The 16,295-nt window shown below is 62.0% G+C and carries 15 protein-coding genes and 1 tRNA gene; 8 read left to right on the top strand and 8 right to left on the bottom strand.

All coding sequences use genetic code 11. The features are described 5' to 3' along the window. Positions 1 to 386: 386 nt before the first annotated feature. A complete protein-coding gene (locus A6A03_RS17720) occupies positions 387 to 908 on the bottom strand; it encodes a hypothetical protein (protein WP_245669050.1) in 522 nt (173 codons plus the stop codon). A gap of 291 nt (positions 909 to 1,199) precedes the next feature. On the opposite strand from A6A03_RS17720, the gene A6A03_RS17715 reads away from it, so the two are divergent. The 4 genes from A6A03_RS17715 to A6A03_RS17700 all read left to right on the top strand — a co-directional run bounded on the left by A6A03_RS17715 (position 1,200) and on the right by A6A03_RS17700 (position 7,636). After that, positions 1,200 to 2,147 carry a hydroxymethylglutaryl-CoA lyase gene (locus tag A6A03_RS17715; RefSeq protein ID WP_245669049.1) on the top strand — a complete coding sequence of 316 codons (948 nt, stop codon included), beginning with the start codon at positions 1,200 to 1,202 and terminating at the stop codon, positions 2,145 to 2,147. Positions 2,148 to 2,656: 509 nt separating this feature from the next. Next, positions 2,657 to 3,457 carry an SDR family NAD(P)-dependent oxidoreductase gene (locus A6A03_RS17710; protein WP_066790928.1) on the top strand — a complete coding sequence of 267 codons (801 nt, stop codon included), beginning with the start codon at positions 2,657 to 2,659 and terminating at the stop codon, positions 3,455 to 3,457. A gap of 99 nt (positions 3,458 to 3,556) precedes the next feature. Continuing rightward, positions 3,557 to 6,724, top strand: coding sequence for a S41 family peptidase (locus A6A03_RS17705; RefSeq protein ID WP_245669048.1), 3,168 nt, complete (start codon positions 3,557 to 3,559; stop codon positions 6,722 to 6,724). Between the two features lie 138 nt (positions 6,725 to 6,862). Continuing rightward, positions 6,863 to 7,636 (top strand): hydroxypyruvate isomerase family protein, encoded by a 774-nt coding sequence (locus tag A6A03_RS17700; RefSeq protein WP_066790926.1) that lies wholly within the window; start codon positions 6,863 to 6,865, stop codon positions 7,634 to 7,636. Positions 7,637 to 8,102: 466 nt separating this feature from the next. On the opposite strand, the gene A6A03_RS17695 is transcribed toward A6A03_RS17700, so the two are convergent. Beyond that, entirely contained in the window at positions 8,103 to 8,324 is a 222-nt protein-coding gene (locus A6A03_RS17695; RefSeq protein WP_245669047.1) for a GTP cyclohydrolase II, read from the bottom strand. Here A6A03_RS17695 and A6A03_RS20075 point away from each other — a divergent pair. Then, complete coding sequence (locus tag A6A03_RS20075; protein WP_342673062.1) at positions 8,297 to 8,563, top strand: transposase; 267 nt, start codon at positions 8,297 to 8,299, stop codon at positions 8,561 to 8,563. The two genes, A6A03_RS17695 and A6A03_RS20075, sit on opposite strands and share 28 nt — an antisense overlap. 159 nt (positions 8,564 to 8,722) lie before the next feature. Here A6A03_RS20075 and ribA read toward each other — a convergent pair whose 3' ends face one another. The 3 genes from ribA to A6A03_RS17680 all read right to left on the bottom strand — a co-directional run bounded on the left by ribA (position 8,723) and on the right by A6A03_RS17680 (position 11,556). Then, positions 8,723 to 9,340, bottom strand: a complete 618-nt coding sequence (gene ribA, locus A6A03_RS17690; protein ID WP_066790924.1) for a GTP cyclohydrolase II — start codon at positions 9,338 to 9,340, stop codon at positions 8,723 to 8,725. Further along, entirely contained in the window at positions 9,337 to 10,557 is a 1,221-nt protein-coding gene (locus A6A03_RS17685) for an MFS transporter (RefSeq protein WP_156525387.1), read from the bottom strand. The genes ribA and A6A03_RS17685 overlap by 4 nt, the downstream gene beginning before the upstream one ends. Before the next feature lie 132 nt (positions 10,558 to 10,689). Then, positions 10,690 to 11,556 (bottom strand): 1-acyl-sn-glycerol-3-phosphate acyltransferase, encoded by an 867-nt coding sequence (locus A6A03_RS17680; RefSeq protein WP_066790922.1) that lies wholly within the window; start codon positions 11,554 to 11,556, stop codon positions 10,690 to 10,692. Positions 11,557 to 11,685: 129 nt separating this feature from the next. On the opposite strand from A6A03_RS17680, the gene A6A03_RS17675 reads away from it, so the two are divergent. From A6A03_RS17675 to A6A03_RS17665, 3 genes are all read left to right on the top strand, one after another. Then, positions 11,686 to 12,297, top strand: a complete 612-nt coding sequence (locus tag A6A03_RS17675; protein WP_066790921.1) for a 2Fe-2S iron-sulfur cluster-binding protein — start codon at positions 11,686 to 11,688, stop codon at positions 12,295 to 12,297. Positions 12,298 to 12,671: 374 nt separating this feature from the next. Next, positions 12,672 to 13,406: a PIG-L deacetylase family protein gene (locus A6A03_RS17670; protein ID WP_066790920.1), complete on the top strand. Its 735-nt coding sequence runs from the start codon at positions 12,672 to 12,674 to the stop codon at positions 13,404 to 13,406. A gap of 1,097 nt (positions 13,407 to 14,503) precedes the next feature. Further along, positions 14,504 to 14,578: transfer RNA gene (locus tag A6A03_RS17665), tRNA-Lys, on the top strand. Between the two features lie 460 nt (positions 14,579 to 15,038). Here A6A03_RS17665 and A6A03_RS20690 read toward each other — a convergent pair. The 3 genes from A6A03_RS20690 to A6A03_RS20515 all read right to left on the bottom strand — a co-directional run bounded on the left by A6A03_RS20690 (position 15,039) and on the right by A6A03_RS20515 (position 15,986). Next, positions 15,039 to 15,203 carry a hypothetical protein gene (locus A6A03_RS20690; RefSeq protein ID WP_172812335.1) on the bottom strand — a complete coding sequence of 55 codons (165 nt, stop codon included), beginning with the start codon at positions 15,201 to 15,203 and terminating at the stop codon, positions 15,039 to 15,041. A 226-nt stretch (positions 15,204 to 15,429) separates the two neighbouring features. Next, entirely contained in the window at positions 15,430 to 15,594 is a 165-nt protein-coding gene (locus A6A03_RS20520; RefSeq protein WP_156525386.1) for a hypothetical protein, read from the bottom strand. A gap of 227 nt (positions 15,595 to 15,821) precedes the next feature. Then, positions 15,822 to 15,986, bottom strand: coding sequence for a hypothetical protein (locus tag A6A03_RS20515; protein ID WP_156525385.1), 165 nt, complete (start codon positions 15,984 to 15,986; stop codon positions 15,822 to 15,824). Positions 15,987 to 16,295 lie beyond the last annotated feature (309 nt).

Below are 16,295 nucleotides of genomic sequence, written 5' to 3'. Positions count from 1 at the left end.
AGCGCAGCACGGGCCTTTACGGCATCGTACAGCGATCGACAGTTGTACTCGATCAAACGTTCTGTCCGCTCCTCAACTCGCTGGAGGTGGGGTACCGCAGAGAGCGCAGCGGACGCCGAGGGGGAGCCGCTCGGTAAGTGGCACAGATTGCTCTCGCGGAAGGTAGTAGCGCCCCTCGCCCGCGCCAGCGGGAGAGGGGACGGGGGTGAGGGGACACCAAAACCCCATTGCGTCCTCTGCGTCCTTCGCGCCTTTGCGTTTGAAGCCTCTGCGCCTTTGCTTGCTTTGCGGCTTGCGCATAGCGCCCTCCGCTTGCAGTATGGCGGGCAAAAAATTACCCCCTCTCCTACCTGATAGGAGAGGGGGCGAGAGGGTGAGGGCAACCCTTACTTCTTATCAATCGCCCCATTGACAACGCCCATCATCACCTTGCCCAGCTCGGCCTGCGCCTCAATCACGCGCTGCATTGCCTCTTGCCAGCTCTGCATGACCTTCTGTACCTGCGTGCTGTCCCAACCCCGCATCACATTGGTCGGATCCGACTTCTTCAGCATATCGAACCAACCCTCGATAAAGCGGGCTTGGCTCTCATTGAAGTTGCGGGTCATCTCCAGCACCTGCCGGCTCCACTCGACCACCGCGGTCGGCGAGACGGGATTAATGCCGGGCATTGCCGGCATCCCCGGCACCGTCGGCATCGTCGGCATATTAACGCTGTTGGCGGCAACCGTCTCGGCCCACAGCCGGGTCAACTCGACTTGGGCCTCAAGCGCCTGCTTGACCGTGCCGCGCCAGCTATCCACCGTCTGCTGCCATGCCTCGGGGTTTTGGGGGGCTGCCATGTATTGCATCGATGCCATCCAGCTATCCCACACCTTCTGCTGCGTGCCGGTCCACATCTTGATCATGTCGTTCGCCTGCTTCGCCCAGTCCATTGGAACCTCCATTCAGCGTTGTCCGCTGTCTTCCCGTTTCTTGTGCCTCGCGTTGTGCGGGTCTGTTGTCAGCGTAGAGGAATAGGTTACACTAGAGTTACTGATGTGTTTCAGTGCAACGATTTGACAGGCGACTGAGTTACAGGGAAGCAGGGTGAACCTAGATATACGCATGCGTGGATTTGACAGAACGCGAGCGTCTATCTACCATACTGTCACATCACTCAAACCTTTGCGTCTTCCCGCCAACCGTTTGGGAGGTCGATGATGACCGTTATGGAGATTGCCGCGCTGCCGGCTGTCGTTCACATTCGCGAAGTGGGGCCGCGTGACGGGTTGCAGAATGAGCCGGTCATCCTCAGTACAGCACAGAAAGTCAAGCTGATTGATCTGCTCTCGGCGACTGGCTTGCAGGCGATTGAAGTAGGGGCGTTCGTGCGCCCGCAACAGGTGCCGCAGATGGCCGATACCGAGGCGGTGTTTGCCGGCATTACGCGGCGTCCGGGAGTAGTCTACAGCGCAATTGCGCCCAATGTGATCGGGGCGCGGCGAGCCATTGCCGCCGGCGCTGATGTGGTACAGGTCTTTCTGAGCGCCAGCGAGAGCCATAACCGCAGTAATGTCAATATGAGCATCGAACAGTCGCTAGCGCAAGTGGCCGAGATGGCTGCGCTTGTGCATGGGGCCGGCAAGCCGTTCGATGCAGTGTTGTCGGTCGCGTTCGGCTGCCCGTTCGAGGGTGACGTGCCGGTCGAGCGGGTGCTCGATCTCTGCCAACGTTTGCTGGATTTAGGCGCCGAGCAGTTGACGCTCGGCGACACGACCGGGATGGCGCACCCGTTGTTGGTGCAAGAGGTGGTGCGTGCGTTTCGGGCCCGCTTCCCGCGCCAGCCGTTGCGGTTGCACCTGCACAGCGCGCGTGGGGCCGGTTTGGCCAATCTACTGGCCGGCTTGCAGTTGGGGGTTGATCTGTTTGACTCGAGCATCGGCGGGATCGGCGGCTGCCCCTTCGCCCCCGGTGCGCCGGGTAATCTGTGTACCGAAGATGTGGTGCATCTGTTGCATGAGATGGGCATTAACACCGGTCTAAACCTGCCGGCGTTGATGGCGACGGCCCGCGAGTTAGAGCGGATGTTGGGGCACGAGGTGCCCGGCCAAACGATCAAGGCCGGCATTTGCAAACACCTCCGTGATCGCGAACCCGCCCTGTAGTAGGGGCGCACGGCAGTGCGCCCCGGCCCGGCAGTGCGCCCCGGCCCGGCAGTGCGCCCCCGGTACAGTGTTTCAAGGGCGGACAGAACGTATGAGCGTAGGTGTGGTTCATGGCGTTGCGATGCGCCGGTGTGCCCTCACCCCTAGCCTCTCTCTCACTGACGTTCAAGGGCGGATAGAACATCTGTTCTGGAACCCGGCCCTGAAGGGCCGGGCTAGGGTTACGAAGCCCGCTGCGCGGGCTGCTGGCCCTCACCCCCAGCCTCTCTTCCACGGCGCGGGAGAGGGGAGGGGCGAACCGAGTGTTGCGGCGTCGCATAGCGATCAACAGTTGTGCTTAACCAAATGTTCTGGCCGTCACTCAACTCACTGGCGCGGGAGAGGGGAGAGGCGAACCGAGTGTTGTGGCGTCGCATAGCGATCAACAGTTGCACTCAACCAAGTGTTCTGGCCGTCCCTCAAGTCCCGGCGGTTCGTGTCTGGCAGTGCGCCTAAGGAAACCACGTCTTATGGATCCACGCAATCGCGTTGTCATCATCACCGGCGCGTCGAGCGGCATTGGCGCCGCCACTGCCCGTTGTTTCGCCGCCGCTGGCGCGCGGCTCGTGTTGGCCGCCCGTTCTGCCGAGGCGTTGGCGCAGATGGCCGCCGCACTACCACAGGCGATCGCCGTGCCCGCCGATGTGGCTGATCCGGCAGCCTGCCACCGGCTGGTCGAACAGGCGGTGGCGGCGTATGGTCAGGTTGATATCTTGATCAACAACGCCGGCATTGGTCTCACCGGGCCGGTGACCAGCCTTGCCCGCGCCGATCTCGAACGGGTGTTAGCTGTCGATCTGCTCGGCCCGATCTGGCTGACCCAAGCGGTTGTGCCGGTAATGCGCGCCGCTGGTCGCGGCCAGATTATCAACGTCTCGTCGGTGCTGGCGGTGCAGCCGTTGCCGTACTTGGGCGGCTATGCCGCGGCGAAAGCGGCGCTCGAGCAGATCAGCAACGCGCTGCGCATCGAATTGCATGGCAGCGGCATTGCGGTGACGGTGGTGCGCCCCGGTACGACCCGCACCGGCTTCAATCAGCGCCGGCTGGGCAGTGGCCGCGAGCGACGGCGGATTGCACCTCCCGGTGTGCCGCCCGAAGCGGTGGCGCGCGCGATCTTGCGCGCGGCCCGTACCGAGCCGCGCCTCGCGTATGTGAGCTGGGCCGACCGGTTAGCGTTGCTGGTCGGGCGCTTGGCGCCGGGGTTGGTCGAGGCGGTGTTAGCGCGCGCGTTTGGCTGGGAAGAGCAGCAGTCACCAGCGAATAAACAATAAGCGATAAACTTCGTGCGATGTGGCGAGGGGAGCATGTCTAAGAGGGTACGGCTGGCGCAGTATGTCTGAGCCGGAATGAACGATCGCGCTGTTTAGGATATGAATGGAGTCATCACGTTGAATGCACCGCAAGCCCTCTTACGCCAGCCGGCCCTCGATCCTGATGGCCGGCAATTGGCCTTCGTAACTGCCGGCGATGTCTGGCTGGTGTCGATCGATGGCGGCACCGCCGAACGGCTCACCGCCCATCCGGCTCGCCATTATTTGCCCCGCTTCAGTCCCGACGGCCAGCGCTTGCTCTTTGCCGCCGGGCGCGACGGCACCGGCGATTTGTACATGCTTGATCTTGCCGGCGGTGCGCCGCGCCAGCTTACCTTTCAGGATGAGCCGTGCTATCCCGAAGCGTGGGCGAGCGATGGCGAGGCGGTGTTCTTTTCATGCGACATCGAGCAGATGGGCTATGCGATCTACCGGGTGAGTGTGCAGGGCGGCACGCCAGCGCCGATCTATCTCGAACCGTATGAACAGCTCGAGCAAGTGGCGGTCTCGCCCGATGGCCAGACCTTGGCGTTTACCAACCGGCGCGAGCGGTGGTGGCGGCGCGGCCCGCATCCCTTTTCGCCCAACGAAATCTGGGTCGGGCCGGCCCAACCTGATTACGGCGCGCTGCGCCAATTGGCCGGCCCGTTTGGCGAACGGTTCAAGTATGCCGGCAAGCTCGGCTGGCCCCTCTGGGATCCGGACGGTCAAGGGTTGTACGTCGTTTGTGATTGCGATGGCTACGAGAACCTCTGGTACATCCCGCTCGCCGAAGGCGCGCCGCGCCAGATCACCAGCTTTCGCGATGGCCGGTTGCTCTTCCCGACCATCGCCCGGCGCAGCGGCGTGATCGTCTGCGAGCGGGGTGATGGCCAGTTGTGGCGGATCGATCCGGCCAGCGGCGAGGCGGCTCCCATCCCGATCCGGGTGCGGGTGGATACGAAACGCACGCCGGTGCGGATCGAACGCTGGACGAGCGGGTTTAGCGAGGTGCGGCTGAGCCCTGACGGCAAGAAGCTGGCGCTGGTGGCGCGCGGCGATGTCTTTGCCGACTTTGCCGATAAAGAGACCGAACGCGATCTGCGGCAGGGGCCGGCCTTCCGTATTACCAACACCCCGGCTCGCGAATGGTCGGTGGCGTGGACGCCCGACTCGCAAAGTCTCGCTTACCTCTCAGATCGGCACGGCGAGATTGAACTCTTTGGCTACGATTTTGAAACTGGCGCCGAAATGCAATTAACCAACGATGGCCGGCCCAAGCTGTTGCCGCGGATTGCGCCGAATGGCCAAGCGGTCGCTTATATCCGTGATCGGATGGCGATCGATCTGCTAGAAGAGCTGGGCGGCCAACCGCGCGAGCTGTGCCGGGCGCGGTTCACGGTCGCCGCCGATCTGTGCTGGTCGCCCGACTCGCGCTACCTCGCCTTTATCGCGCAAGACGATCGCCTGTTTAGCAATGTCTATGTTGTGCCGGTTGCCGGCGGCGAGCCGCGCCAGATCACCTTTCTGAGCAATATTGGCGGCGGCGATTTGCGCTGGTCGCCCGACGGCAGCTTCATCATCTTCACCACCGAACAATACCGGCTCGAATCGCAGATCGCGCGCGTCGATTTGCGCCCGCCGCAGCCGGTCTTCCGCGAGGCGGCGTTTGAACGGCTGTTTGAGCGCGATAAGGAAAAGAAGGAAGAAGCATCCACTGACGGCGGCGAACCGAGCACTGATGCGGCAAGAGCAGCGAAACCGCCGGCTGAGCCGATTGTCTACGAAGGCATTGAGCGGCGGCTGCGCTTGCTGACGCCGCCGCAGATGAATGCGGTCGCCGGCCCAATCAGTCCTGATGGGAAAGACTTGCTCTTCTTGGCATCGGTGGCCGGCAAAGTAGATATTTGGACGATGCCGCTCGACGAGCCGCGCGCCGGCCAGCCGCCGCGCCAGCTTACCGCCAGCGATACGCGAAAAAGCTTTTTGCAGTTTGCGCCCGACGGGCGGAGCTTCTCCTACCTCGAAGACGGGCAAGTGGTGGTGCGGCGCTTTCCCGGCGGCAACGAGCCAAACCGGTTATCGCTGCGAGCCGAAGTCGAAGTGGATTTTCACCGCGAAAAAGAGCAAATTTTTACCGAGGCGTGGCGCGAGTTGCGCGACAGCTTCTACGATCCGACCTTCCGCGGCCAAGATTGGCAACAGGTTCGCGCCCGCTTTGCGCCGTTGATTGGCGCCGTGCAAACTACCGAAGAGCTGCATACCCTGATCAACCTGATGGTGGGTGAACTGCGCGCCTCGCACCTCGGCAGCGGCTTCTACGGCTGGGAGAGTGACGACGGCTTTATCGGCATCCTCTTTGCGGCTGAACCACTGCTGCGCGAAGGCCGGTTGGTGGTGGAACGAGTCTTGCCCGATGGCCCGGCGGCGTTAGCAACCGAGCCGCCGCGTCCCGGTGAAGAGCTGGTTGCGGTGGATGGAACGCGCGTAACTGCCACTCTCTCGCTCCACAAACTCTTGCTCCGCAGCGCCGGCAGGCGGGTGCGGCTCACGTTGCGCGCTGCCGATGCGACCGAGCGTGAGATCGTGGTGCGTCCGATCAATGCCAACGCTTACCGGCGGCTGCGGTACCGCGATTGGGTGGTGACCAACGAGCAATATGTCCACACGATCAGCCGCGGACGGTTGGGCTATGTGCATATTGAAGAGATGAGCTATGATGCGTACCAGCAATTTCTGGTTGATCTTGACGCCGAAACCCACAGTAAAGCAGGCGTGATCATCGATGTGCGGTACAATAGCGGCGGGTATACCGCGACCTTCGTGCTCGATGTCTTGATGCGGCGATCGGCGTTGCGCAGCGGGTTCCGTGATCTGGGAGCAACCGATGCCAGCCATCTCGCCGGTAATCGGGTGCTCGACCGGCCTACTGTTTTGGTGACGAATGAGCGGTCGGCCAGCAACACCGAGATGCTGAGTGAAAGCTACCGGCGGTTGCGCTTGGGGAAAGTAGTCGGACGACCGACAGCCGGTGCGGTGATCTGGACATACAGCATTCAATTGCTCGATGGGGCATGGCTGAGTTTGCCGCGGTTGTATGTGGTCACGCCGGAAGGCGAAGATCTCGAAGGCAGCGGGCGACCGGTGGATCTGGAAATTGCCCGTCCGTTGGGCGAATGGGCCAGCGGGCGCGACCGGCAGCTCGATGCTGCGGTAGCAACGCTGCTGAAGGCTGTGCGGCGCAAGTAGCCGCCAAGATTGCCGATCAACGGTATAATGGGACGTACAGTAGAGCAAACTCGCAGATCGGCAAGGTGATACCCTTTGCCGAATGATCCGGCGGCGCCGGCGCCAGACCGGTGGTGGCGCAGAAAAGTGAGGTTGAAGATGTCGACCCTCGCACCCCTCCGCTTTTCAGTCTGTCTCGATATGATCTTCACCGATCGCCCGTTTGAACAGCGGCTCGAACATATTGCCGATCTCGGTTTTCGCGCCTATGAATTCTGGACGCGGCGGGGCAAGGATATGAATATCACCATCGCCTTGCAGACGGCGCTGCGGTTGCACTGTGTGGCGATTGCTGGCAACTCGGAAGCGTCGCCGAACGATCCCGACCAACGGGCGCAATTCCGTGACGAGATTAGCCGGAGCGCGGCGCTGGCGGTTGATCTGGCCTGCGACAATTTGATCGTGCATGGTGGGACGGCCCGCGCTGATCTTGATCGCGCGACCCAGCGCGCCCATTTGCTTGAAGCGTTGCGCGAAGCAGCCGAGACGGCGGCTGATGCCGGTCTCAATTTGCTGCTTGAGCCACGCAACCCGATCGATCACCCCGGCAGTTTTCTCTGGTCGTCTGATGAAGGGTTTGCCATTGTGCGCGAGTTGGGCTTGCCCCACGTGAAGTTGCTCTTTGATTGTTATCACCAACAAATTAGTGAAGGCAACCTGACGCAACGGATTCTCGCAAACCTCGACCAGATCGGGCACATTCACGTAGCTGATGTGCCCGGCCGCCACGAACCCGGCACCGGCGAAATTAACTACGAGCATATCTTCGGCATCTTGCGTGAACATAACTATCAGGGTTACGTCGGGCTTGAATACACGCCCCGAATCGACGCGGCGGCCAGTCTGCGCGCGGTACGGATGATGGGGCAGTAACGCATCTACTCTCGTGCTTGCCAAAACGATGCGCACCGCTCACAGCGGTGCGCATTCTCTTTGCTGAAAAGCTGGCTGGCCGGTATGGCTGGTGTGCCATTGTCAGATTCAAGTTGTTAGGTTAGGCTAAAGGAAACTTAACCCTAGGTTGGTTGCTGTGTTATCCCTCAACGCTTAGCTCTCCGCTCCCCTCTCCCGCGCTAGTGGGAGTTGAGGGGCGGACGGAAATTTGGTCGAGTACAACCGTTGATCGCTGTACGATGCCTCAACGCTTGGCGCTGCGCTCCCCTCTCCCGCGCCAGTGGGAGAGGGGCTGGGGGTGAGGGCAAGCAGCCCGCGCAGCGGGCTTTGTAACCCTAGCCCGGCCCTTTAGGGCCGGGTTCTGGACAAAGGTTCTGTTCACTCTTGAACGCCTTGGCCGAAGAGGGGGCACGCTTATGTATCACGTACTGGCGATACGTCACTCTTACAACATCCGCCCATCCAACAAATGACCCATCCGCAATTGCTTGGCCAGCAGATACGGTGCGCTGTACGCATTGGCCGGCGCTTGCAGGGGCACGCGCTCGCGCACGATAATGCCATACTGTTCGAGGCTCGCAATCTTGGCCGGGTTGTTGGTCAGCAATCGCACCGATTCGATGCCGAGATCGCGCAAGATTGCGGCAGCGATACCGTAATCGCGCATATCATCGGGCAAGCCCAAGGCATGCGGCTGGAGGTCGTCAAACTGTGGAAGCCAAACGCGGCTTCGTGCTGCTACCGTGCCACTGGGTCGTTGAGCGGGGCTTCGCTTGGATGGCACGCTTTCGCCGGCTGGCACGCGATGATGAGCGGTTGCCGGAGACTTTGGCGGGATTGCATATTCTGGCCTTTGCGATGCTCATGCTGAAGCGGTTCATTACCGTTATGCTCGAAAGCGCATAACAGGCTCTAGGGGTGAGGGCAAGCAGCCCGCGCAGCGGGCTTTGTAACCCTAGCCCGGCCCTTTAGGGCCGGGTTCTGGACAAAGGTTCTGTTCACTCTTGAACGCCTTGGCCGAAGAGGGGGCACGCTTGTATATCACATACTGGCTATACGTCACTCTTACAACATCCGCCCATCCAACAAATGACCCATCCGCAACTGCTTCGTTAGCAAATATGGTGCGCTGTACGCATTAGCCGGCGCTTGCAGAGGCACGCGCTCGCGCACGATAATGCCATACTGTTCGAGGCTTGCAATCTTGGCGGGGTTGTTGGTCAGCAATCGCACCGATTCGATGCCGAGATCGCGCAAGATTGCGGCAGCGATACCGTAATCGCGCATATCGTCGGGCAAGCCCAAGGCGCGGTTGGCGTCAACCGTATCAAGGCCCTGTTGCTGGAGCGCATAGGCGCGGATTTTGTTGACCAACCCAATGCCGCGTCCCTCTTGGCGCAGGTAGAGCAACACCCCGCGCCCGGCTTGTTGGATCGCACTGAGCGCTGCGGCGAGTTGCTCACCGCAATCGCACCGGTGCGAACCAAAGATATCGCCGGTCAAGCATTCGGAATGGAGCCGCGCCAGCACCGGCTCCGGCCCCGCCAGCGCGCCGCACGTGAGCGCCACCTGCTCTTTCTGCTCGGCGTCGAGGTAGACCACAATCTGAAACTGGCCAAACTTGGTCGGTAAATCAGCCATCGCTGCGCGGGTGATAGCCGCAGAAGAGGGAAGAATCGTCATACCTGAGCCTCAGGGTCTTCAGAAGGGCGAAAAGAACGGGAAGCGCCGGCCAAGATTGGCCGGGTTAAGGCCAGAGTCGTGATGGCCCAAGCGCCGGCAAGGAGCGCGCCACTCACGAGATACGGCGCATCAGGGCCAAACGAATCGAAGATGAGGCCAAAACTGATGGGGCCGATCAACAGTGCGAAACTAATCAGGGCCTGCATCCCGCCGAGCACTGCCCCTTGCCGGCCAGCGCCAGCGCGCAGCGAGACGAGGCTAGTGATCGCCGGCACTGCCAACCCCATCCCGATCGCGAGCATTGCCGCCGGTGCGAACAGCAGCCAACCAGACTGTGCCACTAATCCGACGAGCGCAAAGGCGGCAGCCATCAGCCCTAATCCGCCGCTGGCCAAGCGCGCTTCGCCGAGCTGTGGTTGGAGGCGGCCTAGCAACACCCCTTGGGTGAATGCCGCGCACAGACCGACGAAGACAAACAGCACGGCATTTTGTTCAGGCCCCCAGCCAAATCGGGTTAGCGTGAACAGGGCAATATTGCTTTGCAACCCGGCAAAGGCGACATTGAGCAACGCCACCGCGATCAGCAATGGGCGAACTGCCGGCATGTGCAATGCGCTCAGGGCCGGTGCGAGCAGATTGTGCGGTCGCAGCGGTTGCGGACGGCGGCGCTCAACCGGTAACGACTCAGGCAAGGCAATGGTGGCGTAGAGCGCATTGAGCAGCGCAATGGCAGCGGCCAGCAACGGCGGAATAGCCAGCCCATACTGGCTCAGGGCGCCACCGATTGCTGCCCCGCCGATCAAGCCAAGTCCAAACGCCGCCCCAAGCAAGCCCAACCCGCGCGCGCGCTCGGCTGGCGTTGTCACGTCAGCAATGTAGGCCTGCGCCACCGGCATACTCGACCCCGCCGCACCGCCGAGGGCGATGGCCGCGGCCAAGAACCACAAGGAATCAGCCAACGCCAAGCCCAGATAAGCCAACGCCGAACCGAACAGACAGAGTAGAAGCACGGGCCGGCGCCCGATCCGGTCAGAGACAGCGCCCAACATTGGCGCAAGCAGCAACTGCATCGCCGCGTAGAGTGAGCCGAGCATGCCAACAACCAGCGCATCATCAGACCAAGCGCGCGCCATAAAGGGCAACAACGGCATGATGAGGCCATAGCCCAGCATATCAACCAGCACTGAACCGGCGACGATGATACGATGGCGATTCACGAGAGAGTCTCCTTGGCTTGCGTACCCCGATGTTATTGCGTAGGAGCCTCGCGCCCGAAGCATTTTCCAGCGCAAACGGAAGCGGTAGCTGAAAGCGTATCGACCAAGCGGGTGATTGCCATTCTGGCCAGTTCACCCGGCGCGCTGCATCAATTGGCGTGCCATCGCCAACACTGCCGGGCGCAGATGGTTATCGGCTACCAGTGGCGGGCCAAACTGCACCCGCACCGGTTGGGTGGCAAGATGCGGCCACAACACTTGCACAATCGCGGCCAGCCACTGCCGTTCAGCCGGATCGCGGCGCAGGCGGGTCAGCGGATGGCGCAACGCCGCCTGTGCTTGCACATCGCTGACAATGGCCGTCACCACCGGCACACCGGCGGCCAGCCGGCCAAACAGATCGAGACTGGCCGACCACTCGGCCAAGCCAGTGATCGCTGCCGGGTCACGCGCCGGATCGGGTTCAATCCGTCCGGCGGGAAAGGTCAACACTGCGCCGCCCTGTTGCAGATGGCGCACCGCGCTGCGCAAGGCTGCCATCCGGCTGAGCGGCGTCGTACCAACCGGAATGATTGCTGCGGCGGTATGTGGCAGGGCCCGGATCAAGGGGCGCGCGATCGCGATAATCTTCAGATCGGTGCGACCAATTGCCGCAATCAGCGCTGCCGCGTCGAGCAAGCCGGGATGGTTGGCCACAACCAATAATGGCCCGCGGCGCGGCGGCGAAGGGCCATCGATCCGCATACCGGGCGCAAAGCGTGTGCAGATCCACTGCGCGCCTGCCGGCAACCCAACTCTGCCAACCAACTCATCGAACGTCCGCAACTGGCGGGCAAAGCGTTGGGCCGGCGGACGGGCCAGCACCGTCGCGATCCCGCGCAGCCATGGCGGGCGGGTAATGCCAAACCCGCGCAGCATATCGGCAGTATTGAGCCAGATTAGGTCAGCGAGCGGATCGGTAGATACGGGTACAAGTGTCTGATAATAAACCGGTAACACAGCCTACATACTCGAGATCTTCAAGGTTTGGTTGTCATGTATCAACGTTGTATTGGTATCATACCACTATTTACCCCAGAATCGCGGTACAATGAACACACAGACCCTTGCCAGCGAAGGAGTATGGCTATGACCACGGTCACGATTAATGATGTCGAGATGGAAGCTCGGCCCGGTGAACGGATTCTCGATATTGCCCGCCGCAATGGCGCTCATATTGGTTTTGTCTGTGACGGGACTGGCTTCTGCCAGACGTGCAAAGTCAGAGTGCTGGCCGGCAGTGAGTCGCTCAGCCCGCCGACTGAGCTCGAAAAGAACTGGATTCCTGAGCAGCGGTTGGCAGAGGGATGGCGGTTAGGTTGTCAAACGGCAATCCGCGGGAGAGGGCCGGTTGAAGTATTAACCGCTGCCGAAGAGTTGCGCCGGCAAACCTTTGCCGTGATCAACCCGCCACCCGGCACGAATGTGGTGTCAAATGCCGGTGTGCTCCTTGCCAACGTCAACCAGCAAAACATTGATCAAGTCATTGGCTACCCATTTAACATGCTGAACGCAGTAGCCAAGATCGGGCTCGGCCGGCTCTTGAACCCATGGCAATCGATGGAGCGGTTCAACCAGTGGCTGACCGATTTTGGCAAGGTGGTTGAGAAGACGCTCAATTCACCGGCGCCGGCCCCGAAGAGCGCCTCGCTTGAGAGTGTGCGTGCCGCGGCAGCCGAGGTGCGGCGGGCAAGTGAATAATCGCGCGGCGCAAAGCGCGCCAAGGCGCAGAGATGCTTAACGCAAAGGCGCAAAGCGCGCCAAGGCGCAGAGATTCTAAACGCAAAGGCGCAAAGGACGCAGAGGACGCAACGGGTTGGGAATGGGCAGGAGAGCGAGCGTCCTTCCTTATCCCACCTCCCCTCTCCCGATCTCCCGCCCTAGCGAAGAGGGGCGTGGCTGCAAGCCACTCTTGCACTGCCTTGGCCGGTATCCAGCGGCTCCCCCTCGCTCGCCGTCAGGCGGGAGAGGGGGTGTCACTTGCGAAAGCCATGCGAGGGGTGACTTCGCAAGCAACCTCAATCGAAAGTCATGGTATGCTACCTACCAGCACACCAACTGTTCAAGGAGCAACCATGCACAACGCACCATCTGAACCTCGTACCGTCTTAGTCGTGGTCGCCCACCCCGACGACGCTGAATTTGGCTGTGGCGGCACCCTTGCAGCGTGGGCCGCCGAAGGCTGGGAAATCACTCTGGTCATCTGCACCGACGGCAGCGCCGGTGGCCCTGATGACGCCACCGATGTCGGCCCCGAAGCGCGCCGCCGGATCAGCGAGATCCGCAAAGCCGAGCAGCGCGCCGCCGCGGAGATCCTCGGCCTGAAGGAGGTAGTCTTTCTCGATTACCCCGACGGTATGCTGCAACCAAGCATCGAACTGCGGCGCGATATTGTGCGCCAGATCCGCCGCATCCGCGCCCAGCGCGTCGTCTGCCAATCGCCCGATCGGGTATGGACACCGCAGTACTCGATTCCTCGCTTCCACCCCGACCATCTCGCGGCGGCGAACGCGACTGTTGCCGCGGTCTACCCGGCAGCGCAAAATGGCTGGGACTTCCCCGAACTGCTAGCCGAGGGCTATCCGCCGAGCAAAGTGCGTGAACTCTACATCACTGGCGCGCCGGTGTTGAACTATGCGGTAGACATCAGCGCCACGATCGAGCAAAAGCTGGCGGCGCTGCGTTGCCACGTCTCGCAACTCGGAACTGACCAGACCGAATTAGCGCAGCGGGTGCGGCAATGGGCCGCCGAGCGCGGGCAAGAGTTCGGCTTGGCGCTGGCCGAGGCATTCCACCGGGTGGAGAATTAGGGTTGCGGGCCGGCGGCCCGCGTTCCTAGAATCGTTTGGAGTGCGGCAGGGCAACTGCCGCATGCTCCGCTGTTCGTCCGTGTCCTTGCGAGCCGCCGAAGGCGGCGAAGCAATCTCCCGCTCCCCTCTTGTCATTGCGAGTCGCGTGGTGAGGGCGCCCCCACCCCAACCCCTCCCCCGCTGGGGGAGGGGCGTCTGACTCCTCCCCCCAGCGGGGGGAGGCTGGGAGGGGCGACGTCAGTTCCCGTATCCCTCTTGTCATTGCGAGCCGCCGAAGGCGGCGAAGCAATCTCCCACGAGCACGGAGCGAGTCCACTCAGGCAGGTATTCCGCTGAAGCGGGGGATTGCTTCGGGCGCTGCGCGCCCTCGCCATGACAAGAGGGCACGGCTTGCCGTGGGGCTACAAGCTCCCGCTCCCCGATTGTCCTTGTGCGCCGCGTGGTGAGGGCGCCCCCACCCCAACCCCTCCCCCGCTGGGGGAGGGGCGTCCGACTCCTCCCCCCAGCGGGGGGAGGCTGGAAGGGGCGACGTCAGTTCCCGCATCCCGCTTGTCATTGCGAGCCGCCGCAGGCGGCGAAGCAATCTCCCCCAAGAGCGGGAGGCATCCACTCAGGCATGGGTTCCGCTGAAGCGGGGGATTGCTTCGGGCGCTGCGCGCCCTCGCAATGACAAGAGGGCACGGCTTGCCGTGGCGCTACAAGCTCCCGCCCCCGGTTGCCCTTGTGCGCCGCGTGGTGAGGGCGCCCCCACCCCAACCCCTCCCCCGCTGGGGGAGGGGCGTCCGACTCCTCCCCCCAGCGGGGGGAGGCTGGAAGGGGGGCTGCGAGGAGCTTGCTTCGGGCGCTGTGCGCCCTCGCAATGACAAGAGGAGGGCGCCCCTCGCAATCACGACCGGGCACGGTGAACCCTCGCGATGACAACAACGACGCTGCTTCTTCGTGGAGTGCAGCAGTTTCATTGCCGCACTGTATAACCGGCCAACTCCATAAGCACTCTGCCGATATCACAAGTGCCTCTTCATGGCCTTTGTGCGGCATACGTAGACTGAGGCTACTCAGTTGACGGCGGCGTCAGACTCGGCTATACTAGCAACGGCGGGCCGGTAGCTCAGCGGTAGAGCACCTGACTTTTAATCAGAGGGTCGTGGGTTCGATCCCCACCCGGCTCACCACGCACGTAGCTTCGTGTCACAATGACACGAGGCTTTTTTGATTCACTTCGCGCGCTGGATCGCGTCTGCAGAGCGGGCGGTGCAGAGGTGACCCTCATCCCTACCCCTTCTCCCGCTCGGCGGGAGAAGGGCACTACTGCATTGGCGGATGGAGACGGTTCGTGCCTTAAGGGCGCGCCTTCGCGCCGCATCGAGCCTGTGAAGCGGTCGTTGCCATATATCACGCGCTCTTGACCTTAATCGGGCGCCGGATCGCCTTGGGATACCAAAAGGGCGCGGGCGGTGGATTGGACTGTTCGCGCTCTGGCTTTAATTGGCAAAATGATTCGCGGTGTTTGCGGGGATTTTTGGCAATCCTCATCCCAAGCCCTTCTCCCGCTACGCGGGAGAAGGGCACTGCTGCGTTAGCGGATGGAGACGGTTTGTACGCTCAGGGCGCACGCTCGTGCCGCATCATGGATCACGCACTCTTGACCTTAATCGGGCGCCGGACGGCCTTGGGATGCCAAAAGGGCGCGGGCGGTGGATTAGCCTGTTCGCGCTCTGGCTTTGGGTCTGGTGGGTTGGGCGGTGCCGGCGGAACGGCAGGCGGGGCAACGCGCACGAGGCGAGGTAGCAGCGGCATCACGTGGCTCCTTGCTAGGCAAGATGAAAGAGTCTTCATATAGGAAACCGCACGAGATTGGAAAAAGATTCGCGGTTGTTGCGGGGATTTTGGGAGACCCTCATCCCTCTCCCTTCTCCCGCACAGCGAGAGAAGGGCACTGCTGGATTGGCGGATGGAGACGGTTCGTGCGTTCAGGGCGCGCACGCGCGCCGCATCGAGCCTGTGAAGCGGTCGTTGCCATATATCACGCACTCTTAACCTTAATCGGGCGCCGGATCGCCTTAGGATGCCAAAACGGCGCGGGTGGCGGGTCGGATTGCTCACGCTCCGGCTTTTGGTCAGGCGGGTGGGGTGGCGCCGGCGGGACGGCGGGTGGGGCGACGCGCACGAGGCGAGGTAGCAGCGGCATCACGTGGCTCCTTGCTCGTCAAGATGAAAGAGTCTTCATATAGGAAACCGCGCGAAATCGGAAAAAGATTCGCGGTTGTTGCGGGGATTTTTGGATACCCTCATCCCTTGCCCTTCTCCCGAACAGAGTGAGAAGGGCACTGCTGCGTTAGCGGATGGGAAAGACCCGTGCAATGAGGGCGTAATTTCTGGCCGGATCGCGCCTGCGGCGCAGGCGTTGCCCTTGTCTCACGCGCTCTTGACCTTAATCGGACGCCGGATCGCCTTGGGATGCCAGAAGGGCGCGGGCGGCGGGTCGGATTGCTCACGCTCCGGCTTTTGGTCAGGCGGGTGGGGTGGCGCCGGCGGGACGGCGGGCGGGGCGACGTGAAAGAGGCGAGGTAGCAGCGGCATCACAGGGCTCCTTGCTCGTCAAGATGAAAGAGTCTTCATATAGGAAACCGCACGAGATTGGAAAAAGATTCGCGGTTGTTGCGGAGATTTTTGGATACCCTCATCCCTCTCCCTTCTGCCGCCAAGCGGGAGCAGGGCACTGCTGGATTGGCGGATGGAGACGGTTCGTGCGTTAAGGGCGCGCCTTCGTGCCGGATCGCGCTTGTGGAGCAGACATTGCAAAGGTATCCCTCTCTCTTCTCCCACCCGTTGAAGGACGAACAGAACATCTGAACAAGCACAACTGTTGATCGCTGTGTGATGCCTTAA

This window comes from Chloroflexus islandicus (assembly GCF_001650695.1).
GTDB lineage: Bacteria > Chloroflexota > Chloroflexia > Chloroflexales > Chloroflexaceae > Chloroflexus > Chloroflexus islandicus.
This window is presented reverse-complemented; position numbering and strand designations above follow the sequence as displayed.